This window comes from Pseudomonas sp. NPDC086581, assembly GCF_044746165.1.
Taxonomy (GTDB): domain Bacteria; phylum Pseudomonadota; class Gammaproteobacteria; order Pseudomonadales; family Pseudomonadaceae; genus Pseudomonas.
Genome location: NZ_JBIVBR010000001.1, coordinates 1 through 26,117 on the forward strand (window position 1 = coordinate 1; position 26,117 = coordinate 26,117).

19 protein-coding genes and 3 tRNA genes are annotated in these 26,117 nt (G+C 64.5%); 4 read left to right on the forward strand and 18 right to left on the reverse strand.

Features of this window, described 5'->3' with window-relative positions:
* Nucleotides 1-350: 350 nt before the first annotated feature.
* Nucleotides 351-767, reverse strand: a complete 417-nt coding sequence (locus ACIPK7_RS00005; protein ID WP_192430201.1) for a carboxymuconolactone decarboxylase family protein — start codon at nt 765-767, stop codon at nt 351-353.
* Between the two features lie 112 nt (nt 768-879).
* Here ACIPK7_RS00005 and ACIPK7_RS00010 point away from each other — a divergent pair, with 112 nt between their 5' ends.
* On the forward strand, nt 880-1,677 hold the full coding sequence (locus tag ACIPK7_RS00010) for a cyclase family protein (protein ID WP_192430202.1): 798 nt from the start codon (nt 880-882) through the stop codon (nt 1,675-1,677).
* A gap of 132 nt (nt 1,678-1,809) precedes the next feature.
* On the opposite strand, the gene ACIPK7_RS00015 is transcribed toward ACIPK7_RS00010, so the two are convergent.
* From ACIPK7_RS00015 to ACIPK7_RS00060, 10 genes are all read right to left on the reverse strand, one after another.
* On the reverse strand, nt 1,810-4,191 hold the full coding sequence (locus ACIPK7_RS00015) for an RND family transporter (RefSeq protein WP_192430203.1): 2,382 nt from the start codon (nt 4,189-4,191) through the stop codon (nt 1,810-1,812).
* Between the two features lie 14 nt (nt 4,192-4,205).
* Nucleotides 4,206-5,288 carry a YCF48-related protein gene (locus ACIPK7_RS00020; protein ID WP_192430204.1) on the reverse strand — a complete coding sequence of 361 codons (1,083 nt, stop codon included), beginning with the start codon at nt 5,286-5,288 and terminating at the stop codon, nt 4,206-4,208.
* A gap of 416 nt (nt 5,289-5,704) precedes the next feature.
* Complete coding sequence (locus ACIPK7_RS00025) at nt 5,705-7,072, reverse strand: DUF1329 domain-containing protein (protein ID WP_401084225.1); 1,368 nt, start codon at nt 7,070-7,072, stop codon at nt 5,705-5,707.
* Nucleotides 7,073-7,146: 74 nt separating this feature from the next.
* Entirely contained in the window at nt 7,147-9,114 is a 1,968-nt protein-coding gene (locus tag ACIPK7_RS00030) for a DUF1302 domain-containing protein (protein WP_192430206.1), read from the reverse strand.
* A gap of 488 nt (nt 9,115-9,602) precedes the next feature.
* Nucleotides 9,603-12,260 carry an aminopeptidase N gene (pepN, locus tag ACIPK7_RS00035; RefSeq protein ID WP_401084228.1) on the reverse strand — a complete coding sequence of 886 codons (2,658 nt, stop codon included), beginning with the start codon at nt 12,258-12,260 and terminating at the stop codon, nt 9,603-9,605.
* A gap of 161 nt (nt 12,261-12,421) precedes the next feature.
* A complete protein-coding gene (locus ACIPK7_RS00040) occupies nt 12,422-13,249 on the reverse strand; it encodes a DUF2797 domain-containing protein (protein WP_401084231.1) in 828 nt (275 codons plus the stop codon).
* Nucleotides 13,249-13,509 (reverse strand): YeaC family protein, encoded by a 261-nt coding sequence (locus tag ACIPK7_RS00045; protein ID WP_401084234.1) that lies wholly within the window; start codon nt 13,507-13,509, stop codon nt 13,249-13,251. Before ACIPK7_RS00045 ends, ACIPK7_RS00040 begins: the two co-directional genes overlap by 1 nt.
* Nucleotides 13,510-13,694: 185 nt before the next feature.
* On the reverse strand, nt 13,695-14,561 hold the full coding sequence (locus ACIPK7_RS00050) for a rhomboid family intramembrane serine protease (RefSeq protein WP_401084237.1): 867 nt from the start codon (nt 14,559-14,561) through the stop codon (nt 13,695-13,697).
* Nucleotides 14,558-15,538: a metallophosphoesterase gene (locus ACIPK7_RS00055; RefSeq protein ID WP_401084240.1), complete on the reverse strand. Its 981-nt coding sequence runs from the start codon at nt 15,536-15,538 to the stop codon at nt 14,558-14,560. The genes ACIPK7_RS00050 and ACIPK7_RS00055 overlap by 4 nt, the downstream gene beginning before the upstream one ends.
* Nucleotides 15,538-16,425, reverse strand: coding sequence for an NAD(+) kinase (locus ACIPK7_RS00060; RefSeq protein ID WP_253448906.1), 888 nt, complete (start codon nt 16,423-16,425; stop codon nt 15,538-15,540). Before ACIPK7_RS00060 ends, ACIPK7_RS00055 begins: the two co-directional genes overlap by 1 nt.
* A gap of 112 nt (nt 16,426-16,537) precedes the next feature.
* Between ACIPK7_RS00060 and ACIPK7_RS00065 the strand changes: the two genes are divergently transcribed.
* Entirely contained in the window at nt 16,538-17,476 is a 939-nt protein-coding gene (locus tag ACIPK7_RS00065; RefSeq protein WP_401084243.1) for a DUF1853 family protein, read from the forward strand.
* Here ACIPK7_RS00065 and ACIPK7_RS00070 read toward each other — a convergent pair.
* From ACIPK7_RS00070 to ACIPK7_RS00080, 3 genes are all read right to left on the reverse strand, one after another.
* A complete protein-coding gene (locus ACIPK7_RS00070; RefSeq protein ID WP_401084246.1) occupies nt 17,464-18,408 on the reverse strand; it encodes a 1-aminocyclopropane-1-carboxylate deaminase/D-cysteine desulfhydrase in 945 nt (314 codons plus the stop codon). The genes ACIPK7_RS00065 and ACIPK7_RS00070 overlap by 13 nt on opposite strands.
* Nucleotides 18,409-18,418: 10 nt before the next feature.
* A complete protein-coding gene (locus tag ACIPK7_RS00075) occupies nt 18,419-19,879 on the reverse strand; it encodes a chromosome partitioning protein ParA (RefSeq protein ID WP_401084249.1) in 1,461 nt (486 codons plus the stop codon).
* 286 nt (nt 19,880-20,165) lie between these two features.
* A complete protein-coding gene (locus ACIPK7_RS00080; protein ID WP_401084252.1) occupies nt 20,166-22,199 on the reverse strand; it encodes an FAD-dependent oxidoreductase in 2,034 nt (677 codons plus the stop codon).
* A 215-nt stretch (nt 22,200-22,414) separates the two neighbouring features.
* Here ACIPK7_RS00080 and ACIPK7_RS00085 point away from each other — a divergent pair, with 215 nt between their 5' ends.
* Nucleotides 22,415-23,533 (forward strand): carbon-nitrogen hydrolase family protein, encoded by a 1,119-nt coding sequence (locus ACIPK7_RS00085; protein WP_401084254.1) that lies wholly within the window; start codon nt 22,415-22,417, stop codon nt 23,531-23,533.
* Nucleotides 23,530-24,567, forward strand: coding sequence for an AraC family transcriptional regulator (locus tag ACIPK7_RS00090; protein WP_401084257.1), 1,038 nt, complete (start codon nt 23,530-23,532; stop codon nt 24,565-24,567). The genes ACIPK7_RS00085 and ACIPK7_RS00090 overlap by 4 nt, the downstream gene beginning before the upstream one ends.
* Before the next feature lie 251 nt (nt 24,568-24,818).
* Here the strand turns inward: ACIPK7_RS00090 and ACIPK7_RS00095 are convergent.
* From ACIPK7_RS00095 to ACIPK7_RS00110, 4 genes are all read right to left on the reverse strand, one after another.
* A tRNA-Asp gene (locus tag ACIPK7_RS00095) sits at nt 24,819-24,895 on the reverse strand.
* Between the two features lie 96 nt (nt 24,896-24,991).
* Nucleotides 24,992-25,068, reverse strand: a tRNA-Asp gene (locus ACIPK7_RS00100).
* Between the two features lie 16 nt (nt 25,069-25,084).
* Nucleotides 25,085-25,160 (reverse strand) — tRNA-Val (locus ACIPK7_RS00105).
* Between the two features lie 196 nt (nt 25,161-25,356).
* A complete protein-coding gene (locus ACIPK7_RS00110) occupies nt 25,357-26,115 on the reverse strand; it encodes an SDR family oxidoreductase (protein WP_401085541.1) in 759 nt (252 codons plus the stop codon).
* Nucleotides 26,116-26,117: the final 2 nt, after the last annotated feature.

Below are 26,117 nucleotides of genomic sequence, written 5' to 3' on the forward strand. Positions count from 1 at the left end.
CCTCGTTGAAGCGGAGTTTCAGGGGTCGAGCGACATGGATGTCGCGAGAGCTGCGATGGGCCAGGGATGGCCCTTCGCAGCGGGCCCCTGAAACTCCGCTTCAACGAGGGAATTTTTCGCCTAAGCGAAAAACCGGATGTCCGGGGCAAGACCTTTGCCCACTTTGGGGCGTTTGCCAAAGTGGGTCGCCCGAGGGGGCGAAACACTATGCCTACGCGCACACCAAAGCGGCGCAGAAATACCGAACCCCAAGCAAGAGCATCGCGGAGTAGCTCCGCTCCTACGATGAAATTCCGTCGTTTGGGCGTGCCCTAACCCTAACCCTGGCTGCGCGCCCCGCCCCAGCCATCTCAGCCACCGCTGCTCTCCATCACCGCCCCCTTGAACACATCATCCAGCGGCACCTGGTAGCCGATGGCCAACCGATTGGTCTCATTGGCCATGGCCACCACCGCCATCAGCTCGCCAAGCATGGCATCGTCCATCCCCGCCTTGCGCGCCGCCGCGCCGTGAGAACCGATACAGTAATTGCAGTTGTTGGTCACGCTCACCGCGACGTAGATCAACTCCTTCACCAGCGGGTCGAGTTGCCCCGGCCCCATGACTTCCTTGAGGCTTTCCCATGTGCGCTTGAGGGTCTGCGGATGGTTGGCGAGGGCCTTCCAGAAGTTGTTGACCCAGTCGATCTTGCGGGTCGCCATGATGTCGTCGTAGACGGCACGGACCTCGGGGCTGGCTTCGGCGTACTCGATGAGCTGGAAGGACATGGGGTCTCCTAACGGAAAGGAATAAGAAAAGCAGAATTCAGAATTGGTAGGCGGGGCAAGCGATGGAGAAAGATAAGGCGCTTTCTCCCATCCCCGTCAAGGAATCAGACCCATGCAACGCCTCCCCGCCCTGCTCTTCGCCGCCGCCCTGTTGCCCGCTGCGAGCCAGGCTGCCCAGCCCGGCCTGTGGGATACCTACGCCAGCCTCAAGCAACACACTTTCGTCGACCTGACCCACTCGTTCGACAGCAACACGCCGCACTGGAAAGGCTTCGAACCCATGGGCCGCAAGACGCTCTACACCGTGGACAAGGACGGCTTCCAGGTGGAGCTGTACAGCCACGTCGGCCAGTGGGGCACCCACGTCGACCCGCCGGTGCACTTCCACAAGGGCTTGCGCAGCGTCGACCAGTTGGACGTGAAGGAGCAGTTCCTGCCGCTGGTGGTGTTCGACATCCATGAGCAGGTGACGAAGAACCCCGACTACGTGCTCACCCTGGCCGATGTGAAGGCCTGGGAGGCGAAGCACGGCAAAGTGCCGGAAGGCTCCTTCGCGGCGCTGCGCACTGACTGGTCCAAGCGCTGGCCGGACCAGGCGAAGATGCAGAACCAGGACGCCAAGGGCGTGGCGCACTATCCGGGCTGGAGCAAGGAGGCGCTGGTGTATCTCTACGAGACGCGCAAGATCACTGCATCGGGCCACGAGACCACCGACACCGATCCGGGTATCGCCACCAGCAAGGACGACTATTCGCTGGAGTCTTACATCCTGGGCACCAACCACTATCAGATCGAACTGCTCGCCAACCTCGACAAGGTGCCCGAAGCCGGCGCGCTGGCGGTGGTGAGTTTCCCGAAGATTGCCCAGGGTACGGGCTTCCCGGCGCGGGTGTTTGCCATCCTGCCCTGACTTGAACCTGTAGGAGCGAGCTTGATCGCGAACCAGCCCCTGCTGCGAAGCTGTTCGCGAGCAAGCTCGCTCCTACGAAGAGCATAAAAAAACGCGGCCCGAGGGCCGCGTTTTTTATGGCTGAAGCGCCGATCAGTGCACCAGGATCGAAGCCTTCTTCTGACGCACCTTCTCCGGGTTGATCAGGAAGCGCGCCAGCGCCGGCAGCAGCCACAGGGCGCCGAACATGTTCCAGAGGAGCATGAAGGTCAGCATCAGGCCCATGTCGGCCTGGAACTTGATCGCCGAGAAGATCCAGGTGGCGACGCCGATGGCCAGGCAGAGGCCGGTGAACAGCACCGCTTTACCGGTGGACTTCAGGGTCTCGTAGTAGGCCTCCTGCAGGGACAGGCCCTGGCGCAGGAAGGACTCCAGGCGGGTGTAGATGTAGATGCCGTAGTCCACGCCGATACCCACGCCCAGCGCGATCACCGGCAGGGTTGCCACCTTCACGCCGATGCCCAGGGTGGCCATCAACGCGTTGCCCAGCACCGAGGTGAGGATCAGCGGCAGCACGATGCACAGGGTCGCGGCGAAGGAGCGGAAGGTGATCAGGCACATCAGCGCCACGCAGATGTACACCAGGATCAGGATGGTCAGTTCCGAGTGCTTGATCACGTCGTTGGTGGCGGCCTCGATACCGGCGTTACCGGCGGCGAGCTTGAACTTCAGGTCATCCTTCTCGTTGGCCTTGGCGAAGTCCTGCACGACGGCCACGGCGCGGTCGAGGGTCTCGGCCTTGTGGTCGTTGAGGAACACCAACAGGGGCGCCAGCGAGCAGTTGCTGTTGAACAGGCCTTCGGCGCGGCTGATGGAGTTGTTCAGCACGTCCTGGTTGCGCGACAGCGACTCCCACTTCAGGTTGCCTTCGTTCATGCCCTTGATCATCTGCTTGGAGACGGTGACCAGGGAGATGGCCGACTGCACGCCCTGGGTGTTCTCCAGGCGCCAGGCCAGCTCGTCGATGGCGGACAGGGTCTTGTGAGTGGAGCAGCCTTCGGCCTCGGACGCCACCATCACCACCAGCACGTCGGAGCTGGTCGAGTAGTTGCGGATGATGAAGTCGTTGTCCAGGTTGTAGCGCGAGTCCGGACGCAGTTCCGGCGCTCCCTGGTCGAGGTCGCCGATCTTCAGGTGATGGCCCTGCCACATGCCGCCGGCGAACATCGCCAGGGCAATGACCACGGAGATCGGCGCCACCGACGGGCTGGCGAAGTTGGACAGCGCACGCCAGAAGGGATGGTCGCGCACGGCGTCTTCCTTGCTGCGCTGTACCGCCTTCTTGCTGATGCCGATGTAGGAAATGGCAACCGGCAGCAGGATCAGGTTGGTGAACACGATCACCGCCACGCCGATGGACGCGCCGATGGCCAGTTCGCGGATCACGCCGATGTCGATCACCAGCAGGGTGATGAAGCCCACGGCGTCCGCGAGGATCGCGATCATGCCCGGCAGGAACAGCTGGCGGAAGGTACGGCGGGCCGCCAGCAGCGGGGTTTCCGCGTCACTGGACTGCAGGGCGATACCGTTGATCTTCTGCACGCCGTGGGAAATACCGATGGCGAAGATCAGGAATGGCACCAGCATCGAGTACGGGTCCAGTCCGAAGCCGATCAGGTGCAGGATGCCCAGTTGCCAGATCACCGCCACCAGCGTGGTGGACAGTACGGCAATGGTGGAGCGCACGCACTTGGTGAACCACAGCAGCAGCACCAGGGTGATGACGAAGCAGATGCCGAAGAAGCCGACCACCATCAGCAGGCCATCGATCAGGTCACCGACCTTCTTGGCGAAGCCGGTGATGTGGATCTTCACGTTGGGGTTCTGCAGCTGGTACTTGTCGCGGATCTTCTCTTCCAGCTCATGGGAGAACTGGCGGTAGTCCAGCTTCATCAGCTTGCCCTGGTCCTTCGGGTCCGGGTAGACCTCCAGCAGCGGCACGTCGACGATGCTCGACTTGAAGTTGTTGGCCACCAGGCGGCCGATCTGGCCGGACTTGAGCACGTTGTTGCGCAGCAGGTCCAGGGCCTTGGCGGAACCGTCGTAGGTCTGCGGGATCACCTCGCCACCGGCGAAGCCTTCCTCGGTCACCTCGGTCCAGCGCACGCTGGGGCTCCACAGCGACTTCATGCCGGAGCGATCGACGCCGGGGATGTAGAAGACCTCGTCATGGATCTGCCGCAGCGTCTCCATGTATTCCTTGGTGAAGATGTCGCCATTCACCGCTTCCACCGAGATGCGCACGGTGTTGCCGAGGTTGGCCAGGTCGTTGCGGTGCTCCAGCATGTTCTGGATGAACGGGTGCTGCAGCGGAATCATCTTCTCGAAGCTGGTGGACGGGCGCACCTGCGTGGCCGACCAGGCGAGGAAGACTGTCACCAGCAGGCACGCGATGATCACGAACGGCCGGTGGGTGAAGATGATGCGTTCCAGGAAAGTCGCCTTGTCCTGTTGATGCTTGTTCAGAGCGTTCATTGCGGCTCCCCGGCTTATTGTTGTTCTGTCAGCTCGGCGCCGGTCGCCGAAGCCAGGTGGATACCGCCCTGGCCGACCAGGACCAGGTTGCCATTGCCGGCCGCGCTCACGCCCGCGAGGGACAGGCGGTCCGGACGGTTGACGACGCTGAAGCTCACGCCGTCGTCCTTGCTCTCCAGCACGCTGCCGCCATGGCCAACGACGACGATGGTGCCGTCATCCAGCAGGCTGCCTTCGGAGAGGCCGAACTCCAACTCGCCGCCATTGGCGGTGGGCAGGCTGACCTGCTGCCAGGTGTCGCCGAAATCGGTGGAGCGGAACAGGTGGCCGCGCAGGCCGTAGGCCAGGACGGTGCCGACCTGGGTAGTGCCGGTAGCGCCGAACAGCGAGCCTTCGTATGGGCCTTGGAGTTTCTCCCAGGTCTCGCCCCAGTCCTTGGAGCGGAACATGCTGCCCGCCTCCCCCACCACGAACAGGCCGGAATCCTTCACCGCCGTGATGGCGTTGAGGTGGAACTGGTCTTCGTTGTCCAGGCGGTCGCTGACATCTTCCCAGTGCTGGCCGCCGTCGGTGGTTTCCAGCAGCGCGCCATAGGCGCCCACAGCCATGCCGTGGTTCTCGTCCTGGAACCAGATGTCCAGCAGCGGCGCTTCGCGCTTGAGGTCCTCGAACTGGCGCACCCAGGTGGTTCCGCCATCGGTGGTGGCCAGGACCTGGGCGTCATGGCCAACGGCCCAGCCCTTCTTGTCGCTGATGAAGAACACCGAGGTCAGCAGCTGGCGGGTCGGCACGGTGGCCTGGGTCCAGCTCTTGCCTGCGTCATCGGAATAGAGGATGTGCCCGTGATCACCCACCGCGACCAGGCGCTTGCCGGCATGGGCAACGCTCAGCAGCAGGCTGCTGGAGGCCTTGGCGGAAATGATCGAGTTGGAATCACTGACGGCGTCCGTTGCGGCAACCGCATGCAGCGGAGCCAGGGACATCATCAGGAAGGAAAACGCGCCGAGCAGGGAAACCGTCTTGCGCGACATCGGGAAGGAGCTTCGCACTCCCGACACGGGCTGCTCGCTCGAAGTGCGCCGCAGGGGCTCACGCATATGCCTTTACCTCTTTTTCTTATGCAGGCGGTATGTAGTTTCGGGGTATATAGCCAGCCTTTTCCGGGGCTGACAATTAACGGCACGTTATCTTTTGTTAAGCCCTGGGCGCCTCACTCGAAAGGATGAGTGCTTTTTGCTATCTCAGCCGAAAGGTGCGCCGTCAGGGGCTCGCAGCGGGTGAAGTGGTAACACTTCTAGAGTCTGTCAGAGCGCGTCCGACAAGAGTTTCGATAACCCATGAAGCAGCTCGCCGAGACGCAGAACCTCTTTTGTAGGAGCGAGCTCGCTCGCGAACAACTCAACCGGTAGCTCCACCGTTGGGCGGGTTCGCGAGCAAGCTCGCTCCTACAGGCTTACCGGAAGCCCATAAAAAAGCCCCGCCGAGGCGGGGCTTCTTCGTTCAGGCAACCGACTCAGCGGGTGCCGCGGCGACGCAGGGCGGACGGGCTGAAGTAGGAGTCGTCCGGCACGGCCTGGCCGAAGTCGATGGTGCTCGGCTCTTCGTTGTCCAGGTTCTGTACGTGGTAGCGACGGGCCTGCAGGTCGTGGAAGGTATCCAGAGCGGTCCAGGTGGTGGGCAGCTCGTAGTAGTTCTTCAGGTAGGCCAGCGAAACACGCCACAGCTCGCCGCGACCGTCGTACTGGTCGACTTCTGCGGCGCCCCAGCTGTCTTCGTCCAGGAACAGCACGCGCTTGGAGTAGATGTGGCGCGAGCCCGGTTTCAGGGTGCCTTCGACGATCCACACGCGGTGCAGTTCGTAGCGGGTGTATTTGGGGTTCAGGTGGCTGGGGGTCAGCAGATCCTTGTACTTAACCTCAGGGCTGGAAACCTTGTAGTTGTTGTACGGGATGTACATTTCCTTCTTGCCGATCAGTTTCCAGTCGTAGCGATCGGGCGAGCCATTGAACATGTCGGTGTCGTCGGCGGTACGCAGGCCGTCAGCGGCAGCAATCGGAGTGTCGTAGGCCAGGTTCGGCGCACGGCGCACGCGGCGTTGGCCGGCGTTGTAGCCCCAGGCCTGACGCGGCTCCTTCACCTGGTCCAGGGTCTCATGGACCAGCGCGGCACCACCTGCCAGGCGAGCCGGGCTCTTGGTGAACGACAGGTAGTAGAACAGCAGGTTGTTCAGGTCCGAGAAGCTCTTGCCCTGGATGTAGTACTTGAACAGTGCTTCCTGCTGCGAGGTCACCAGCGAGTAGTCACCGTTGCGCTGCACCGCCACTTCCGAGGCGCGACGCACGACGTAGGTGCCGCGGTAGCGGGCAATGTGGTTCCACACCGCTTCCACGCCGTTCTGCGGGATCGGGAACGGGATGCCGCCGAAGGCATCGACGAAACCGTTGCCGCCCTCGGCCAGCTTGGCGCTGGTGGCGTTCTTGAAGGTGTTGTCATAGACCCACTGCGGCGCGGAACCACTGCGACGGCTCGGGTAAACCGGCATCTGGAAGGTGTCCGGGTAGGTGGCGAAAAGCGCCAGGGTGCCTGGGGTCAGGTTGGCCTTGTACTGGTCCAGGTTCGCCTTGGTGATGGTGTACAGCGGCTTGTCGGCGGCGAACGGGTCGATGTGGTGCTGGCCCGGCTTGTAGCCGGCCGGCGCCTGGGTGATGCCACCGGCCCATGCCGGGATGGTGCCGGCGGCGTTACCGGCCTTTTCCGCGCCCAGCGGGGTCAGGCTCGACTGCAGCTTGGCCGCGTCCTGCGGGGAAACCGCTGCCAGGGCGCTGCCGGCCGACAGGGCCAGGGCCACTGCGGCGCCAACCAGGGTACGCATGTTGCGCATGTTGCTTCTCCGTGAGGTGTGCGCGGCGGGTACTTCCGGACCCCGCCGCGCGGCTTTCGTAGGATCTGTTTGCGTTAGAACGAGTACTTGACGTTGAAGCCCACGTTGTCGCGGTCGCGTGCGGCGTTGTTCTGCCCGGCGCCGTAGAACTCGGTGTATTGCAGCTCGGCTTCCAGGGCGTTCAGGTAGGTCGCCTTGACGCCCAGCGTGTAGGCCTTGCGGCCTTCGATGAAGTTGCCGGTCTGGTAGGAGTTGCCTTCGAAGTCGTCCTTGTAGACGGCGTAGGGCGAGATGTTCACGCCGGCGAAGACGTCGTTCCAGGTACCCGACAGCAGCAGGGTGTAGCCGTAGGCGTTCTTGTTCACCTGATCGTCGCGGTCGTAGCCGGAGATGTAGGCGCCGTTGCTGCGGCCGGAGTAGTAGCGGGTGCTGCCGTCGTACGCGGTGTACTTCAGGTCGCTGCCGCGCAGGTGCTCGGAGGCCAGCTCCGCCACGCCCATCAGCGAGTCGAAGGACAGGGACGGGCCGAAGTTGTAGATGGTGCCCAGCGAGGTGTTGAAGGCTTCGACACGCTCGTAGTTGTGGATCTGGTCGCTCATCGAGACCTGGCCGCCACCGATGTTCACGGACTTGCCGCTGGCCAGCCCCGGAGCCTGGACCAGCAGGTCGCCGAGCAGGTCGTTGGTGGTGGCGATGCCAATCGGCAGATTCGGACGGTAGGCCAGTTCACCGAACACCGAGGCATCGCCCACGGTGGTGTTGAAGCTGAAGCCGTACATGCGGATGTTCTCGACGTACTCGCGACGGGCATTGACCTGGTTGGCCACGTCCACCGAGGTCGCGCCATTGACCAGGCTCAGTACCTGGCCGGCCAGGGCGTTGCCGCCGCCGGCCGCGCTCACCAGTTGGTCGTACGAGCTGAAGCCGCCGATGCCGGCCAACTGGTCGAGGTTCACGCCGGCGTAATCGCTGTTCAAGTCGGCGTAGATGGTCGGCTCTTTCGAGTGGTAGTTCACGAAGTAGAAGCCGAACTCGGTGGAGTTCAACTCTTCGGCCACGTAGTGGAAGGCCACGCCGAACTGACCATCGTTCTTGGCGTTGATGTCCTTGCCGACGTTGGCGACCTTGAACACGCCATTGGAGTCCAGGTAGCTGGTGCCCTGCAGGCCGCCCACATGGGCTGCGGAAAGCTGCGGGTAGAGGGTCTGGAACAGCGGATTGGAGAGCGCGCCCACGGTGGTATAGGCCGTGTTGCCGCCGTCGGCGAACAGGTCGGTCTCGGAGAAGAAGGTGCCGACCGGGTCGATGCGGGTCTCCTTCCAGTTCCACTGGTAGAAAGCGTCCATCGACAGGTTGTCGGTGAGGCCGATGTTGAAGCTCGCGGCTTCAACCGGCATCAGTACTTCCTTCAGCTCAGAGCCCGGCAGGCGGAACTTGGCGGCATCCACCGGATTGGTGGTGTTGACGCCACCACGGTAGAAGATGCCCTCGCCCCAGTTGAACACCTGGCGGCCCAGGCGCGCGGTCAGCGGGTGGTCGGCCACGTCCCAGTTGCCGTAGACGTAGGCATCGAGGATCTCGGCGCGGTTGCCGGCGGCGTCGCGGGTCTCGCTGGTGAAGCGGTCGCTGTTGGGGTAGGTCTGGCTCGGCTGCGCCGGATGGTTGTTGTCGTAGTAGTCATTGCGCTTGTCCATGATCTGGGTGTCATAGAAAGCCGAGCCACGTACGAACAGGCCGTAGTTCTTGTAGGTCGCTTCCAGATCGGAAGTGATCTTGTACACCTCGGAAACCAGGCCGGTGTCGAAGTTGCGGTTGCCGTCGTTGCCGTTGATGTCGTTGTTGGTCTTGTCCTGACCCTGTACGCGCCACAGCGAGCCGTAGGAAACGGTGCTGTCCAGCGAGCCGGTCACCTCGTTGTCGAGGAAGCTGAACTCGACGGCGGTCGCCGGGGCGGACATCAGCAAAGGCAGGATGCCTGCCAGGGCGAAGCCCGCACGAGCAGGCGCATAACGCAAGACAGGCTTGCGAACTGGGATTTCCATTAGGACTCACTCCATGGACTGATCATTCTTTGGCGGTGCCGCCACTGCGGGCGGTTCACCGTTTTCAGCCGTTATTCCACGGCCTTGTTGTCGTCGATCTGAAGGAAACTCCCCCAAGGTGCTCGACACGCCTCCCGCCCCATCGGACGGGCAAAGGCTAAGCGGGGTCCGGCGGTGCAACCCCAGTGCCAACAGCACCGATGTATCCGGTTCTGCTTACAAAAAATAAAGAATCTGCGCGCTACTTTTTGTGACTGGTCGTTCACTGATCAAATCAAGTGGCCGATTGCGCCATTTGCGATCCAGGATGGCGCAATCGGCCCCTGAAGGCGCGACGCAGACACATCGGCGTTTTTTGCCCAATATCACAAAGCGATAAGAATGATATCGATTAATTTCGATAGGTAACAAAAAGGTGTTACCAATCAAAGTTGGTAACACCTTTTCGTCAGTGCAATGCGCCCCTGGAACGGGGCGCGGCGGGTGTGTTAAGCGAGGCTCTTGCTGACCACTTCGTATACATCGCTGGACAGCTCGCCAGACGCGAGGATGCGTTCCAGCTCAGCTTTCATCTGCACCTGGCGCGCCGGCGAGTACTTGCGCCAGCGGGTCAGCGGAGTCAGCAGGCGCGAGGCGATCTGCGGGTTGAGCGCGTTGAGGGTGATGATCTGGTCGGCCAGGAAGCGGTAGCCGGCGCCGTCCGCGCGGTGGAAGTTCACCGCGTTCTGGTTGGCGAAGGCGCCGATCAGCGCGCGGATCTTGTTCGGGTTCTTCAGGGTGAAGGCCGAATGCTTCGTCAGCTCCTGCACGCGCTCCAGTCCGCCCGGCAGGGTGCAGCCGGCCTGGACGCTGAACCACTGGTCCATCACCAGCGGGTCATCCTTGAAGTAGTCGGCGAACATCGCCAGTGCGTCGGTCTTCTCTTTCTCGAAGGACGAATTGACCAGCACGGCCAGCGCGGTCAGGCGCTCGGTCATGTTGTCGCAATCCTTGTACTGCTCCTGGCAGGCGGTGAGCACTTCGGCCTTGCCGCTCTGCATGAGATAGGACAGGGAAATGTTCTGCAGGCTGCGGCGCGCGATGTGGCTCGCCTCGGCGACGTAGGCGGTGTCGCGGGACTGCTTGCGGTTGGCTTGGTAACGCTCCCACAGCTGCTCGTGCAGTGCCGCACCGATCTGCTGGCGGGCGAACTCGCGGGCGGTGTGGATGGCCTCGACGTCCGCCACTTCGCTGATCTCGGTGAGGTACGCCTCGCTGGGCAGCGAGAGCATCTCGGCGACCATGGCCTGGTCCAGACCGGTGTCCAGCAGCAAGGTGCGGAAGGCGGTGATCAGGCGATCATCCAGGACAAGCTTCTCGCCACGCTGGTGCTGGCCAATCAGCTCCTGCAGGACCTGCACGGACAGCTGCTGGCCGGCTTCCCAGCGATTGAAACCATCCTCGTCGTGCTGCATGAGGAACATCAGCTGGTCGCGGTCGTAGGGGAAGCTCAGCTTCACCGGCGCGGAGAAACCCCGCAGCAGCGACGGCAGCGGCTTCTCGGCGAGGCCGACGAAGGTGAAGGACTGTTCCGCCTCGGTGACCTGCAGCACGCGATCGCTACCGTGGCCGTGTTCTTCGCCCTTCAGGCGCAGCGAAAGGGCATTGCCCAGCTTGTCGATCAGGCCCATCTGCACCGGGATGACGAAAGGCTGCTTCTCGCTCTGCCCCGGCGTGGCCGGGCAGCTCTGGCGGAAGGTCAGGGTGTAGCTCTGCGCCGCCGCGTCGAAGCTCTCCTCCACCGCCAGGCGCGGGGTGCCGGACTGGCTGTACCAGCGCTTGAACTGGGTCAGGTCAACGCCGTTGGCGTCCTCCATGGCCTTGACGAAGTCGTCGCAGGTCACGGCCTGGCCGTCATGGCGCTCGAAGTACAGGTCGGTGCCCTTGCGGAAGCCCTCGGCGCCCAGCAGGGTGTGGATCATGCGCACCACTTCCGAACCCTTCTCGTAGACGGTCAGGGTGTAGAAGTTGGAAATCTCGATGAAGGAATCCGGGCGCACCGGGTGCGCCATGGGGCCGGCGTCCTCGGCGAACTGGTTGGTGCGAAGGAAGGCCACGTCCTCGACGCGCTTGACGGTGCGCGAGTTCATGTCGGCGGAGAACTCGCTGTCGCGGAACACGGTGAAGCCTTCCTTGAGCGACAGCTGGAACCAGTCGCGGCAGGTCACGCGGTTGCCCGACCAGTTGTGGAAGTACTCGTGGGCGACGACGCCTTCAACACGCTGGTGCGCGGCGTCGGTCGCGGTCTCGGCTTTGGCCAACACGCAGCTGGAGTTGAATATGTTGAGGCCCTTGTTCTCCATGGCGCCCATGTTGAAGTCGTTGACCGCGACGATCATGAAGATGTCCAGGTCGTACTCGCGGCCGTAGACCTTCTCGTCCCAGCGCATCGAGTTCTTCAGGCTGTCCATGGCGTGCTGGACCTTGTCGATGTTCTCCGGCTCGACATAGATGCGCAGGGTGACTTCGCGCTCGCTCATGGTGGTGAACTGGTCTTCCACGCACCAGAGGTCACCGGCGACCAGGGCGAACAGGTAGGCCGGCTTCTTGAACGGGTCCTGCCAGGTCGCCCAGTGGCGGCCGCCCTCTTCCGAGCCGCTGGCCACCGGGTTGCCGTTGGACAGCAGCACCGGGTACTGGTGCTGCTCGGCCGACAGCGTGGTGGTGAAGCTGCTCATCACGTCCGGGCGATCGAGGTAGTAGGTGATCTTGCGGAAGCCCTCGGCCTCGCACTGGGTGCAGAACATCTTGCCGGACTTGTACAGGCCCTCCAGCGCGGTGTTGCTTTCCGGGTGGATGCGCACGGTGCTGTCGACGGTGAAGGTCTTCGCCGTCGGCTGCAGGGTCAGGTGGTTCTCGTCCTGCTGGTACTGGCCGGCTTCGAGGGTCTGGTCATCCAGCGCCAGCGACAGCAGCTCCAGCTGCTGGCCGTCGAGCACCAGCGGCGGCAAGCCGTCGCCGCGCTCCGGATTGCGGCGCATCACCAGCTGGGCGTGGACCAGGGTGTGGTCCTCGTACAGCTCGAAGGTCAGGTTGGTCTCGTCGATCAGGTACTCGGGCGCCTGATAATCCTTGAGGTAGATGACTTTCGGTTGCTCGGTACGCATGGCTTTTGGCCCCTTGGAAGGCGGCAGGCAGGATGGGCCGGCCGGAGGAATACTGACTCTAGCGATTGGAAACGGCGCGGGCGAGTCGCAAGACGCATCTATCCGTAGATGCATCTCTCACTAGATGCGAGCTCTGGGCCGAAAATTCAATGCAGGTTCGATCAGGCGCTGATGGCCAGCTGGTACGCGGTGAATTTGCGCACGTTGATCACGCCGGTATCGAATATCAGGTACTGGCCCTTGATACCCTGCAGGGTACCCTCGACCACCGGCGTCTTGTCCAGATCGAAGCTGGTGATCTTGGCCAGGTAGGCCTCCACCGGGTAGCTGATCTCGATGGGTTGCACGTCGATCACCGGCTGGATCGCCTGCAGGCCGAAGCGCTGCTGCAGGGCGACGATGCCCTCGGCGCAGGCGTCGAATATCTGCTCGCGGATGGCTATCAGGTCCAGCGGCTCGGCTTCGCCCTTGAGCAGTGCGCGCCAGTTGGTGCGGTCGGTGACCTGGCTGCGCAGCAGGTCCTCGACGAAGCCGGACTGCTGGCGGGTCGCCACGCGCATGATCGGCAGCGCCTGGCGCGCGCCCTGGTCGATCCAGCGGGTCGGCACCTGGGTGGCGCGGGTGATGCCCACCTTGGCCCCCGAGGAGTTGGCCAGGTAGACCACGTGGTCGGTCATGCAGAAGCGCTCGCCCCACTCCGGCTCGCGGCAGGAGCCGTCCTCGAAGTGGCACTTCTCCGGGCTCATGATGCAGCTGTCGCATTGAGCCAGTTTGGTGAAGCACGGGTAGCAATAGCCTTGGGCAAAACTTTTCTTCGTCTTGCGCGAGCAATGACTGCAGAAGATCTCACCCAGGTATTCCAGCCGCACGGTCTTGCCAATCAGCGGGTTTACCGGAACCTGCACGTCGCCCAGGCGGAAGGCGTACTGTACGGGGCTTTCCAGGCGCGCCGACATCTTGCTCAGGGCGCCGCGTCCAAGCTCCTGCATCAGTGCAGCGAATTGGAGGAGAAGAGGATGTTCGGGATCGGCTCGGCGTGGGACTGGCACTCCTGCGGGCCCATGTAGCCGGTGCGCTGGTCCTCGGGCAGGTTGTCCATCTCCCAGGCGATCATGGCCTGCAGCGACAGCTCCTTCTGTTCCACGGACAGCTTGCGGCCGTCGGGCCATTTGCCGATTTCCACGGCCAGCTTGAGGCTCTCGTAGATTTCGGGGGTGATGTTCTGGATCATTTCGGCGAAGGACGACATGGGCCGGCTCCTGCAGGGGAAAAACGAAGCCGGCATTCTACCGGGCGAAAGCCCCGCGCGCACGAACACTGGTCAATTGGTAACGCCGCGGTATCCCTGTAGGAGCGAGCTTGCTCGCGAACCGCCCAGCTCCGCAGTGCCCGGCGAGCTCGTTCGCGAGCAAGCTCGCTCCTATGGGCTTGGCGTCAGACGCTGCGGCGCCGCGCCAGCAGCCCACCAATCAGGCCGCTCAGGCAACCCGCCACCAGTCCGCCAACGTGGGCGCCGTTGGCGATGGAGCCGAACCCGAGCAGGTCGATCACGCCCGACAGGCACACCAGCAGCCAGATCAGCATCATCGCCACCACGCCCTTGGGCAGGTGGTAGGCCGGCGTCGGCGCCATGCGCTGGAAGATCCAGCAGTGGCCGAGCAGGCCATAAAGCACGCCGGACAGCCCGCCGAACAGGCTCGGCCCGCTGAAGCCGTACTGCACCAGGTTCGACACCAGGCCGAAGCCCAGGCTCAGCCCCAGCAGCATCCAGGCGCCCTGGCGATACTCGATGCGCCGGCCCAGCTCCCAGTACCACATGGCGTTCATTGCCAGGTGCAGCCAGCCGAAGTGGATCAGCATGGGCGTGAACAGGCGCCACCACTGCCCCTGCGCCAGCGAGTCGGACAGCGGATAGAACAGCGCACGGTCCTCGCCGACCATCTGGAAATTCTGGAAGGTGAACCAGCGCAGCGTCTCCGGGGAGGTGCCCAGCAGGGTGATGGCCGCCACCACGAAGGTCACCAGCAGCACCGCCGCCGTCATGCGGCTCATCTTCAGTTGCCGGACGAATCCCGGCCCGCGGCGCTGGGGCTCGGCCTGTACGGCGAACTGCGGATCGCCCTGCGGATAACGCTCGTAGAGCGTGCGGACCTGCTCCGCCAATTGCGCGTTGGGCACCCAGAGCACTTGTTCGCCGGATTCCTCGCTGACCCGGAACGGCACGTTCAGCCGCTGCAGCAGGGTGACGAACTGCCCGAGGTCGACCGACGTGGGCAGTCGCATTGCTTCAATCGCGCTCACTCATCGCCCCCCGGACGCTTCACATCCACCCAAACGAACTTGTTGCGGTCCAGCCGCGTTTCCTCGTCCAACCGGTAGGCCGCGAGCTTGCCATACATCACCGCGCTGTAATCCAGGCAGGCGAGGTTCGGGCGGATCGGCGCGGGGGTGCCGCGCCGCCAGTAGTGGCCGACGAACAGCAGCGGTTCGTCGGCGCCGTAGGTCAGCAGGCGCGACTTCTGCTCCTCGCTCAGGCGCTCGCTGGCCACCTCGTCGGGCAGCGCATCGGGCTGGAACACGATGTCGCCGTAGGTTTCCGGCGCGCGGTCCTCCTCCCAGAACTTGGTGCGGAAGAAGGCACGGGTGAAACCGTCGCTGCCGGTCAGCGTCAGGCCGTTGGGCAGGCGCATGTCAGTGCCGCGCAGCAGGCGGTCGCAGGCCTGCTGGGCAAAGCTGCCCGGTTCGGCGGTGGCCATGAGGAAGGCTTCGTCGATGCGCCCGTCAGGGAACTGCTGGCGCAGCGCGTCGATCACGTCGTGGTCCCAGCAGGCGTGAACCATGCGGAAACGCCCGGAATCGAGAAACAGCGGCATCTCCTGGAACCAGCCGAGGAAGTCGCGCCAGTCCGCCGGGTGACCTTCGAACTGCTCCAGCGTCTCGCGGATCAGCCGGGCGTGGCGCGGCGTGTGCTCGCGCACGTACTGGCGGCCACTGCCTGGCGCGGCGGGCGTGGACCAACCGAGCGCGTTGAACTCATGGTTACCCATGATGCACAGCGCCTCGCCGGCAGCGACCATGTCGTGCACCCGGTGCAGCGCCTCGCGGATGCGCGGGCCACGGTCGATGAGGTCGCCCAGGAACAGCGCCTGACGCCGCGCATGTCGCCACACGCCGCCTTGCGAGCGGTAGCCGAGACGCTCCAGCAGGTGGTCGAGGGTGTGCGCGCAGCCGTGGATATCACCGATCAGGTCATAGCCGCGTGCGGGGTCGAGTTCCATCACTCGCTGCTCCCGAGGCGGCTGCCCCAGCCCAGCTTGGTCCTGCAGACCTCGTAGTAGTTGTGGTCGATGGGGTGGATCAGGCGCAGCTTCTGCGGCTTCTTGCTCACCGTGACGGTGTCGCCCGGCGCGCAGGTGAAGTGGTTCTGCCCATCACAGGAAATCTGCGGGTAGATCTGCATGTTCGGCGAGACGACGATCTTCAACTCGCTGTTGCCGTCCACCACGATGGGCCGGCTGGACAACATGTGCGGGTACATCGGCACCACCACGATGGCATCCAGCTTGGGATGCATGATCGGCCCGCCAGCGGACAACGCGTAGGCGGTAGAGCCGGTCGGGGTGGCGACGATCAGGCCGTCGGCCTTCTGGCTGCAGACGAACTGGCCGTCGATGTACAGCTCGAACTCGATCATCCGCGTGGACTTGCCGGGGTGCAGCACAACGTCATTCAGCGCATCGCCCTGGCCGATGGATTCGCCGTGGCGGCGCACCAGCGCGTCGAGCAGGAAGCGACTTTCGACGATGTACTGGCCGCCGAGCACTTCGGCGACCTTGGTCTCCAGCTCATCAGGGCGGATATCGGTGAGGAAGCCCAGGCTGCCGCGGTTGATCCCCAACACCGGCACCTTGTGCCGCGCCAGGGCGCGGGCGGCGCCAAGCATGCTGCCATCGCCGCCGACCACGATCACCAGGTCGCAGATCTCGCCCATGATCTTTCGCGAGCAGGTCTGCAGGCCGTGGCCCGGCAGGACCTCGGCGATGGTGTCCTCGAGTATCACGTGGAGGTGGCGCTCGGTGAGAAATTTCTTCAGCCGACGGATGGTTTCCAGAACCTGGGTACTGCCCAGGCGGCCGATGATGCCGATATTGCGAAAGGGTTCCATGGGACTCCGGACGGCGTTGCGCTACTCGAATGGCGGAATTATGGGCGAAAGGCGGAAGCAGCGGCAAACCGCAGCGTGGCCGGAGCGGGTGTGTAGCGGCTAGGCTTGGGGCATGACCGACTTCACCGCCCTGCTCGACGAGCTGCTGATCGACCTGCGCCAGCCTCAGGTGCGCGACCTCGCCTGGACGCTGCTCTCCCCGCCCCTGCTGCAACCCGGCAGCCCCGCGCTGCGCCACCCGCTGAGCGCCAGTCGCTGGTACTCGCAGCCTCGACTCCTGGCCGACTGGCTGCGCGAACAGGAGCGCTCGCCAGGCGAACTGCTGGCGCAGCTCGAATCCGCGCCGCACCAGCGTCTGGGCCGTTATTACGAGCGTCTCTGGCAATACGCCCTGGAGCAGGCGCCGGACCTGCACCTGCTGGCCGCCAACCTACCTGTGCGCGACAACGGCCAGACCCTCGGCGAGCTGGACCTGCTACTGGAGGATGACGACGGCCTGCATCACCTGGAACTGGCCATCAAGCTCTACCTCGGCCCCAGCGACGACGGCCCCGACTCCTGGCTCGGGCCGGGAGCCGAAGACCATCTGCTGCGCAAGATCGAGCACTTCTACCAGCACCAGTTGCCGCTCTCCTCCACCGTCGAGGGGCTTGCCGTGGTGCGCGAGCACAGCGACGCAGAACCGTCACCCGGCCTCTGGCTCGGCGGCTACCTGTTCTACTCCTGGCCGACGCCCTGCCCGCCGCCCGCGGGGGCCAGCGACAACCACCGGCGCGGTCGCTGGCTGCACCGGCGCGCCTGGCCCGCCTACCAGGCGCAGCAGCCGGGTGGCTGGCAGGCGCTGTCGCGCAAGGGCTGGCTATCCCCGGCCGCCGAAGATGAAAGTTGGAGCGCGCAGCGCTTCGCCACCTGGTTGGCCGAACTGCCGGAAGACGGCTTCCCGCAGATGTTGGTGCGCATGGAGTTCCACGAAGGGCGCTGGCGGGAGCAGGAACGCCTGTTCCTAGTGGGTGATCGCTGGCCACGGGTGCACAGCGGCTATTCGCGCTGAGCAGCCAGCGCCTTCAATTGCTCATCAAGCGCCCGGCGCCCCTGCAGACCGCCGCTGTGGATGGCAACGATGCGGGCACCGCGCGCAATGCGCCCCCCCACGATCTCACCGTGCAGCGCCAGCAGCAGCTTCCCGGTGTACAGCGGCTCCAGCGGCACGCCGCACTCGGCTTCGGTCGTGAGGATAAAGCGCGCCAGTGCCGGGTCGATCCGCGCGAAGCCGCCACGGCTGGCATCCAGCAAACGGTATCCGCTATCGCTTGCGCCACTGTCCCGTAATAGCCCGGGCACCTGCGCCTCGACACCGTGCCCAGGCGGCACCGCCAGGGCGCCGACCACCGGGTGCGCGCCACCCTCGCCGAGCACCAGGCCGGCCAGGGTCGTACCGGTGCCACAGGCCACCCAGAGCTGCTGATAGTCCTCCCAGCCAAGCGCCCCGAGTTGCCCGCGAATCTGCGCAATCAATGGTGAGCAGCCCTGCGCACCGGCAAGGCCCCCACCGCCTTCGCCTACCGGCAGCAACTGGGGATAGCGCTCGCGCCAGGGTGTCCAGAAATCCGCTTCATGACGTCGGCGATAACCACCGTAGCCGAGCCAGTGGAGCTGCATACCGAGCTGGCGCAGGTCTGCCACCGTGGGATTGTCCTGCTCGTCTCCGCGCAGCAATCCGACCGTCTCGAAGCCGAACCGAGCACCGGCTGCCGCTACCGCGTGCAGGTGATTGGAATGGGCGCCGCCCAGGGTCATCACGCCGTTCAGGCCCAGGTCGGCGGCTTGCTGGAGATAAGGGGCGAGCTTGAACCACTTATTGCCGGAGACCCGCGCGTCCACGAGGTCCAGGCGCAGCAACGCCAGCTCGACGCCAGCGCAGTCGAGCCAATCGAGGTGGACACGTTGCAGGGGTGCTAAGGGGCGCCAGTCGGGGAACCGCACGGCGTCCCGATCAGCCGGTGGTGACGCTGCGCAGTCGACCGGCCGTCTTGTGCCGGGAGCAGCAGTTGCTGTCGCCTTCGACGAAGCGGCCGGGTGTTTCCACGCGGTCGATGGGCATGGCGCAGCGCTCGCCGTTGGACAGCCGTCCTTCGCAGGCGGGTTGCTGGTAGTGGGCGAGCCAGCTGCGGTACTGGTCCTCGGCGACGAAGCACTTGGCCGCGGCGTAGGCCATGGGGTTTTCCTGGTAACGGGCGACATCCTGCAGCGACAGGGTCAGATGACCGGCGCCGGGATGGTACACCACGAAGATCACCCCCATGCTGGCCAAGCGCTCCAGCATCGAACCATCGGCCGCCTTGGCCGCCAGCGCATCCAGTTCCAGGCGCAAACCCTCGGCGCCCTGCTGCAACTGCCCGGCGAGCTCGCGCAACTGGGCGGTTTCCTCGCGCAGTTGCTCGGCTTCCGTGCGCAATTGCCGATTCTCCTGCTGCAACTGCTGGTCCAGTTCGTTGCGGTAGCCCAGCTCGACGTCACGGACGGAAATCTGTTCCTTGTAGCGAGCCTCCAGGCTGGCCAGGCGGGTGCGGGACTCTTCCTCGATCTGCTGGCGCAGTTGCTCCAACTCGTCGCGGCCGCTTTCTTCGATATGGCGCAACTGTGCGGTCAGCTCCTCGCGTCCGCGCTGGAAACCATTAGCCTGGCCATCCAGTTCACGGCGCAGGCCGGCATTGATCTCTTCCTCACGCTTCAGGCCTTCGCGCAACGCGGCGAGCTCAGCCTGCAGCACCTTGACCTGCTCCTGCGCGCCGAGCTTCAGGCGACTGAGCTCCTGTTCATGCTGCTGGCTGATCTGCGACAAGCGGGCTTCATGCTGGCCGAGCAGTTCGGCAGTCTTCTGCTGGTGCTCCTCGAGCATCGCTCGGGCCAGCTTTTCGGCCTCCTCGCGGGATTCCTCGGCGGGGGCATACCACCGGTGTTCGTCGGCCATCTGCAGGCGCGCGAGCTCCACGGCGGCAGGTTCTTCTTCCACCAGTACGCCGAGGTTATTGCGCTTGATAGCTTCGCGCAGCTGCACCAGATGGTTCTGCGCAGCATCGAGGGTGGGATCCCACAGGTGCATCTGGTGCCAGGACACCGGGCACTGGCTGCGACAGGCCAGGCGGATAGGCCCGGCACCCATGTCGGGACCGCGACCGGCGCGATCGGCCAGGTTGCGCAGCGGCAGGTTCCAGCCTCTGTCGGCTTCGCCCTTCTCGTCGAAGTCCAGATAGAAGAACACCACCGCCTTGACCAGCAGGCGCGGGTTGATCAGCACATAGGCGAGCTGCATCTGCTGATCGGCGTATTCCGGCATCTGCACGACGTTGTCGAGCAGCGCCTCGAATTCGGGGTAGAGCATTTCCCTGCAGACGCCACGGTCGTTGAAGAAGACCACGGCTTCCACCATTTGAGGCTTCTTCTGCATGCTCATCGATTGACCTCTGGGCTGGTGCGGGAGGAAGTCTAAAAAAGGGTCTGTCAGAAATGCAGCACCCAGACAGCGGGAAAATCCCGACATCCGAGCAAGTCTAGGGGAATTAATGTCGCAGGCAATGTGACTCGGTTGGCACCCGCCCCGGCGGTCTCGCCGGGCGGTTAACTGGCTGGATAATTCTGTGACGCGGTTGGATTTCTGAAGGGATATCCGGGCCCGGAAGGGAACTTTCCCGGGCCCGGCTTTGCGACTCAGCTCTCAGTCAGCTGAGTTTTCAAGCGCATCAGATCTCAGCGGCCAGGCGCGAGCCCTGATTGATGGCGCGCTTGGCGTCCAGCTCGGCAGCCACGTCGGCGCCGCCGATCAGGTGCACGCTCTGGCCGGCAGCTACCAGGCCGTCGTGCAGTTCGCGCAGCGGGTCCTGGCCGGCGCAGACGACCACGGTGTCCACCGGCAGCACCTGCGGCTCGCCACCCGCGATGCTGATGTGCAGACCATCGTTGTCGACCTTGAGGTACTCGACGCTGTTGAGCATCTGTACCTGCTTGTTCTTCAGGCCTGTGCGGTGGATCCAGCCAGTGGTCTTGCCCAGGCCGTCGCCGACCTTGGACTTCTTGCGCTGCAGCAGGAACACCTGGCGCGCCGCGGCGTGAGGGTGCGCCTGGATGCCGGCGATGCCGCCACGGGCTTCCAGATTTTCGTCGATGCCCCACTCCTGCCAGAAGGCATGGCGGTCCAGGCTGGTGGATTCGCCGGCATGGGTGATGTACTCGGAGACGTCAAAGCCGATGCCCCCGGCGCCGATCACCGCCGCGCTCTTGCCGACCGGCTTGCGCTCGAGAATCGCGTCCAGATAGCTGATCACCTTGGCGTTCTCGATGCCTGGAATGGCCGGGGTGCGCGGGACGATGCCAGTGGCCAGGATGATCTCGTCGAAGCCGCCCTTGACCAGGTCGTCGACGCTGACTCGGGTATTGAGCTGCAGGTTCACGCCGGTGGTTTCCACCTTGCGCTTGAAGTAGCGCAGGGTCTCGTAGAACTCTTCCTTGCCCGGCACGCGCTTGGCGACGTTGAACTGGCCGCCGATCTCGCCGGCGGCGTCGAACAGGGTCACCTCGTGGCCACGCTCGGCCGCTACGGTGGCGGCGGACAGGCCGGCGGGGCCGGCGCCGACCACGGCGATCTTCTTCACGCGGGTGGTCGGTATGTAGTTCAGCTCGGTCTCGTGGCAGGCGCGCGGGTTCACCAGGCAACTGGTCAGCTTGCCGCCGAAGGTGTGGTCCAGGCAGGCCTGGTTGCAGCCGATGCAGGTGTTGATCTCATCCGCGCGGCCTTCGGCCGCCTTGTTGACGAAGTCCGGGTCAGCCAGGAACGGACGGGCCATGGAGACCATGTCGGCGTCGCCTTCGGCCAGCACCTGCTCGGCGATTTCCGGGGTGTTGATGCGGTTTGTGGTGCACAGCGGAATGCTGACTTCGCCGCGCAGCTTGGCAGTGACCTTGGTAAAGGCCGCGCGCGGCACTTTAGTGGCGATGGTCGGGATGCGCGCTTCGTGCCAGCCGATGCCGGTATTGATGATGGTCGCGCCAGCCTTCTCGATGGCCTTGGCCAGCAGGACGATCTCGTCCCAGGTGCTGCCGCCTTCCACCAGATCGAGCATCGACAGGCGATAGATAATGATGAAGTTCGGGCCTACGGCCTCACGCACACGGCGGACGATTTCCACCGGCAGGCGCATGCGGTTCTCGTAGCTGCCGCCCCAGCGGTCGGTACGATGGTTGGTGTGGGCGACCAGGAACTGGTTGATGAAGTAGCCTTCTGACCCCATGATCTCGACGCCGTCATAGCCGGCCACCTGGGCCAGGCTCGAGCAATTGACGAAATCGGCGATCTGCTTCTCGATGCCCTCTTCATCCAGCTCGCGCGGCTTGAACGGGTTGATCGGCGCCTGGATGGCGCTGGGCGCGACGGACTTGGGGCTGTAGGCGTAGCGGCCGGCGTGGAGGATCTGCATGCAGATCTTGCCGCCCGCCTCGTGCACCGCCTGGGTGACGATCTTGTGCTTCTCGGCTTCTTCGGCGGTGCTCAGCTTGGCCGCGCCGGAATACACGCCGCCTTCCTCGTTCGGACCAATGCCGCCGGTGACCATCAGGCCGACGCCGCCACGGGCGCGCTCGGCGAAGTAGGCCGCCATACGCTCGAAGCCCTGGGGTTTCTCTTCCAGGCCGGTGTGCATGGAACCCATCAGGGTGCGGTTGCGCAGGGTGGTAAAGCCCAAGTCCAGCGGTGCGAGCAGGTGCGGGTAAGTGGCGGTCATGGTTCCTCCGGCATTCACGATGATGCGCGCCCTCAGCCTGCGATCGCGGAACGGCGAGGCATGGGGCGCGGTCGGTATGAGGCAGACTCTAAGGAGCGCACCCTCGTCGCTCAATGATCGAAAATGACAAGTTACTGACCAAAGATGACACCCCAGCTTGGCAAGGCCCGGCCCAACCCCTACCCTGTGGTGCATCCCATGAGTACCTCTTCTATATGCGCAAGCTGATCTTCCTCGTCCTGGTCATCCTCTTTGCCGGTTATGCCGGCTGGGCGGAGCGTCGCCCGGTGGGCCACTACCTGTCCGACCTGCGCAGCCAGGTCTCGCTCAACCAGGGCCAGCCGTCCGAGCGCGGCAACCTGCTGGGCGTACAGCCGGAGCTGTTCACCCAGGACTACCAGAGCGTCGAGCGCCTGCGCCTGAAGTTCCACGCCTACCTGGCCAAGGCCCGCGACGAAGGCCTGATCAACCCGCGCACCGTAGTGGTCTTCCCCGAGCACATCGGCACCTGGCTGGTGGCCGCCGGCGAGAAGCCCGAGGTCTACCAGACCGAGCACATCGCCGAAGCCATGGAATGGATGGCCGCCAGCAACCCGCTGAAACTCGCGCGCGGCTGGCTCGGCGCCAAGGGTGAGGACCGCATGGCCGACGCCCTGTTCCGCATGAAGGCGGTGGACATGGCCCACGACTACCAGACGCTGTTCGGCTCGCTGGCGAAGGAGTTCGGCGTGACTATCGTCGCCGGCTCCATCGTGCTGCCCAACCCGCGCATCGTCGAAGGACAGATCCGCACCGGCAATGGCCGTCTCTATAACGTCAGCCAGGTCTTCGGCAGCGACGGCCTGCCGCTGGGTAAGCCGCAGCGCAAGCTGTTCCCTATCGACGATGAGCAAGGCTTCACCCGCGGCGGCGACGCCGACGACCTGCAGGTCCTGCAGACCCCGGCCGGGCGCCTGGGCGTGCTGGTCTGCGCCGACAGCTGGTACCCGGCGAGCTACAGCGCACTGGCCACGAACAAGCCCGACATCATTGCAGTGCCCGCCTTCCTCACCGGCAACGGCAGCTGGAGCAAGCCTTGGAAGGGCTACAACGGTGGCGCGACGCCGAACGACGTGACCCTCAAGCCCGGCGAACTCTCCGAAGGCGAAGCCTGGGAACGCCTGGCGCTGGCCGGCCGTCTCGGCGAGAGCGGCGCGCACGCCGGCATCACCGTGTTCTTCCGTGGCCATCTCTGGGACCTGGGCAGCGACGGTCGCAGCCTGGTCGTGAATGGCGACAGCCATACCCTGGCGCCCGACGGCCCCGGCGCGCGCCTGATCAACCTCTGGCTATGAATCGCCCGACCATGCGTCTCGGCGACCTTTCGGTGGGTTTTGTCCACAGCCTCGCCGACGCGCTGGCGGAAAGCGGCGTCGCCCCGCAACCCCTGTTTCAGCAATACGGACTGGACGCGGCACGCCTGGGTGAGCCCGGCGCGCGCCTGTCGATCCCTCGCTACATGCGCCTGGGCCACGCAGCCATCCAGCAGAGCGGCGACCCCGCCCTCGGCCTGCGCATGGGTCAGCTGAGCCGACCGAGCCAGAGCGGCCTGGCCGGCGTCACCGCCGCCCAGGCACCCAACCTGCGCGCCGCCGCCCGCGCACTGATCCGCTTCGAGCCGCTCTACGCGCAGAACTACCGCGGCCAGAGCAGCTTCATCGAAGACGCCAGCGGGGCCTGGCTGCGCTTCTACTCCATCAGCCCGTACAACGCCTACAACCGCTTCGTGGTGGATTCGGTGCTGGCCGGCTGGGTGAACATGCTCGGCAGCATCGGCGCGCAGCCGCTGAGCCCGGAGAGGGTTGAGATCGAGTACCCGGCGCCTGCCTGGGCGTCACGTTTCGAGGAAATGCTTGGCTGCCCGGTGGAGTTCGGCGCCGAGCACAACCAACTGCGCCTGGACCAGGCTACGCTGGCGCGAGCCAACCCGGACCACTGCCCGAGCACTTGGCGGCAATTGCTGGATATCTGCGAGAAGGAGCTGGAGCAACTGACCCGCACACGCAGCCTGCGCGAGCGCGTCGCCCAGTTGCTCGGCCCGATGCTCAACGGTCGCGAACCGGACCTGGAGGAAGTAGCGGCGCGACTCAAGCTGCCGACCTGGACACTACGCCGCAAGCTGGCCGAGGAAGGCACGCAGTTCCGCAGCATCCTCAACGACACCCGCCGCGACCTGGCGATGATCTACATCCGCGACACCGACCTGGCCTTCGGCGAGATCGCCTACCTGCTCGGCTTTGCTTCGGCGGAAGCCTTCCAGCGTGCCTTCAAACGCTGGAGCGGGCAGACCCCCGGGGAATTCCGCCGCGCCCAGCGCCACAGCGCCTGATCACATCTCCGTGGCGTCGTCGGCCGGCTCCGGCAGGTCCTGTTCCACGGCGTGCTGCTCCAGCAGTTCTTCCTGATAGTCGTCCATTGGCTTTTCTCCTGACCGTTCGATCCGGTTTTAGCAAAGACCACAGGAAAAAAGCTAGACGCCAAAGGTGAACGACCTGTGACAACGTCTTACAGAACAACAGTAGGATTTTCGGACGGAAACGAAAAAGCCCTCAGGTATTGCTACCTGAGGGCTTTCGAATATGGCGCAGCGGACGGGACTCGAACCCGCGACCCCCGGCGTGACAGGCCGGTATTCTAACCGACTGAACTACCGCTGCGTGTCGGTTGGACTTTCGTCCGGTATAGCAGCCTCCTGGCGCCTGGAGTGAATCACTCGACAAGCCGGCTCGGGGTAAGAACCAAGGAGGGGGAAATGGCGCAGCGGACGGGACTCGAACCCGCGACCCCCGGCGTGACAGGCCGGTATTCTAACCGACTGAACTACCGCTGCGCGTAACTTGCGAGAGTGGTGGGTGATGACGGGATCGAACCGCCGACCCTCTGCTTGTAAGGCAGATGCTCTCCCAGCTGAGCTAATCACCCTTCGTCTCGAAGTGGGGCGCATTCTACAGCCGGCAGAACCTAAGTCAATGCCCTGATTGAAATTTTTTTCATTTCCGGCGAAAAAAGTTCGGCGCGCGTTTCGACAGCGGTGCACTGCCGCGTTCGCGAGCTCCGAATTCATCCGGAAAACAAAAAGGGCGACCCTCGGGCCGCCCTCCTCTTCCACACCCGACACTCAGTCGAGGTAGATCATCTTGCGCGTCATGCCACCGTCGATCACCAGCTCCTGGCCAGTGACGAAACCAGCGCTGTCACCGATGAGCCAGGCAACTGCCGAGGCGATGTCCTCGACCGTGCCGACACGGCCGACCAAATGCTGGTCATGGTCCAGCTCGGTCAGCGGCTCGGCCTCGCGCTCGCGGAGGTCGCGGGCGTCAATCCAGCCGGGGGAAATCGCGTTGACGCGAATGTCCGGGCCAAGGCTGCTGGCCAGGGCGTGGGTCAGCGACAGCAGCCCGCCCTTGCTCGCCGCGTAAGCCTCGGAATTCGGCTCAGACTGGTGAGCGCGAGTGGAAGCGATGTTGACGATGGCGCCGTTGTGCGCGCGCAGGTACGGCGCGCAGTGCTTGGCCAGCAGCATCGGGCCGGTGAGGTTCACCGCCAGGGTGCGGTTCCACTCGTTCAGGCCCAGGCTTTCCAGCGCCGTGTTATGCGGCCGGGCGATGGCGGCATTGCTCACCAACGCATCCAGGCGGCCGAACTGACCGATCAGCTCGGCCACAGCCGCGGCGACCTGCCCTTCACTGGCCACGTCCAGCGCGATGAAGCTGGCGCGCTCACCGAGCGCCGCTGCCACTTTCGGGCCGCGCTCACGGTCGATGTCCGCCAGCACCACCTGCCAGCCCTCGGCGACCAGCCAGGCAGCGACGCCCAGGCCGATGCCGTGTGCTGCACCGGTGACCAGCACCACCTGGCCGTTGCCCAGGGCGTCCATTA

Bases quoted from the DNA above. Each gene is read 5' to 3' on its own strand.
- ACIPK7_RS00025 (WP_401084225.1), bottom strand. From the start codon at position 7,072: ATGCGCAACATGCGTACCCTGGTTGGCGCCGCAGTGGCCCTGGCCCTG.
- ACIPK7_RS00085 (WP_401084254.1), top strand. From the start codon at position 22,415: ATGCGCAAGCTGATCTTCCTCGTCCTGGTCATCCTCTTTGCCGGTTAT.
- ACIPK7_RS00090 (WP_401084257.1), top strand. From the start codon at position 23,530: ATGAATCGCCCGACCATGCGTCTCGGCGACCTTTCGGTGGGTTTTGTC.
- ACIPK7_RS00030 (WP_192430206.1), bottom strand. From the start codon at position 9,114: ATGGAAATCCCAGTTCGCAAGCCTGTCTTGCGTTATGCGCCTGCTCGT.
- pepN (WP_401084228.1), bottom strand. From the start codon at position 12,260: ATGCGTACCGAGCAACCGAAAGTCATCTACCTCAAGGATTATCAGGCG.
- ACIPK7_RS00020 (WP_192430204.1), bottom strand. From the start codon at position 5,288: ATGCGTGAGCCCCTGCGGCGCACTTCGAGCGAGCAGCCCGTGTCGGGA.
- ACIPK7_RS00080 (WP_401084252.1), bottom strand. From the start codon at position 22,199: ATGACCGCCACTTACCCGCACCTGCTCGCACCGCTGGACTTGGGCTTT.
- ACIPK7_RS00045 (WP_401084234.1), bottom strand. From the start codon at position 13,509: ATGTCGTCCTTCGCCGAAATGATCCAGAACATCACCCCCGAAATCTAC.
- ACIPK7_RS00010 (WP_192430202.1), top strand. From the start codon at position 880: ATGCAACGCCTCCCCGCCCTGCTCTTCGCCGCCGCCCTGTTGCCCGCT.
- ACIPK7_RS00015 (WP_192430203.1), bottom strand. From the start codon at position 4,191: ATGAACGCTCTGAACAAGCATCAACAGGACAAGGCGACTTTCCTGGAA.
- ACIPK7_RS00055 (WP_401084240.1), bottom strand. From the start codon at position 15,538: ATGGAACTCGACCCCGCACGCGGCTATGACCTGATCGGTGATATCCAC.
- ACIPK7_RS00060 (WP_253448906.1), bottom strand. From the start codon at position 16,425: ATGGAACCCTTTCGCAATATCGGCATCATCGGCCGCCTGGGCAGTACC.
- ACIPK7_RS00005 (WP_192430201.1), bottom strand. From the start codon at position 767: ATGTCCTTCCAGCTCATCGAGTACGCCGAAGCCAGCCCCGAGGTCCGT.
- ACIPK7_RS00065 (WP_401084243.1), top strand. From the start codon at position 16,538: ATGACCGACTTCACCGCCCTGCTCGACGAGCTGCTGATCGACCTGCGC.
- ACIPK7_RS00040 (WP_401084231.1), bottom strand. From the start codon at position 13,249: ATGCAGGAGCTTGGACGCGGCGCCCTGAGCAAGATGTCGGCGCGCCTG.
- ACIPK7_RS00110 (WP_401085541.1), bottom strand. From the start codon at position 26,115: ATGGACGCCCTGGGCAACGGCCAGGTGGTGCTGGTCACCGGTGCAGCA.
- ACIPK7_RS00075 (WP_401084249.1), bottom strand. From the start codon at position 19,879: ATGAGCATGCAGAAGAAGCCTCAAATGGTGGAAGCCGTGGTCTTCTTC.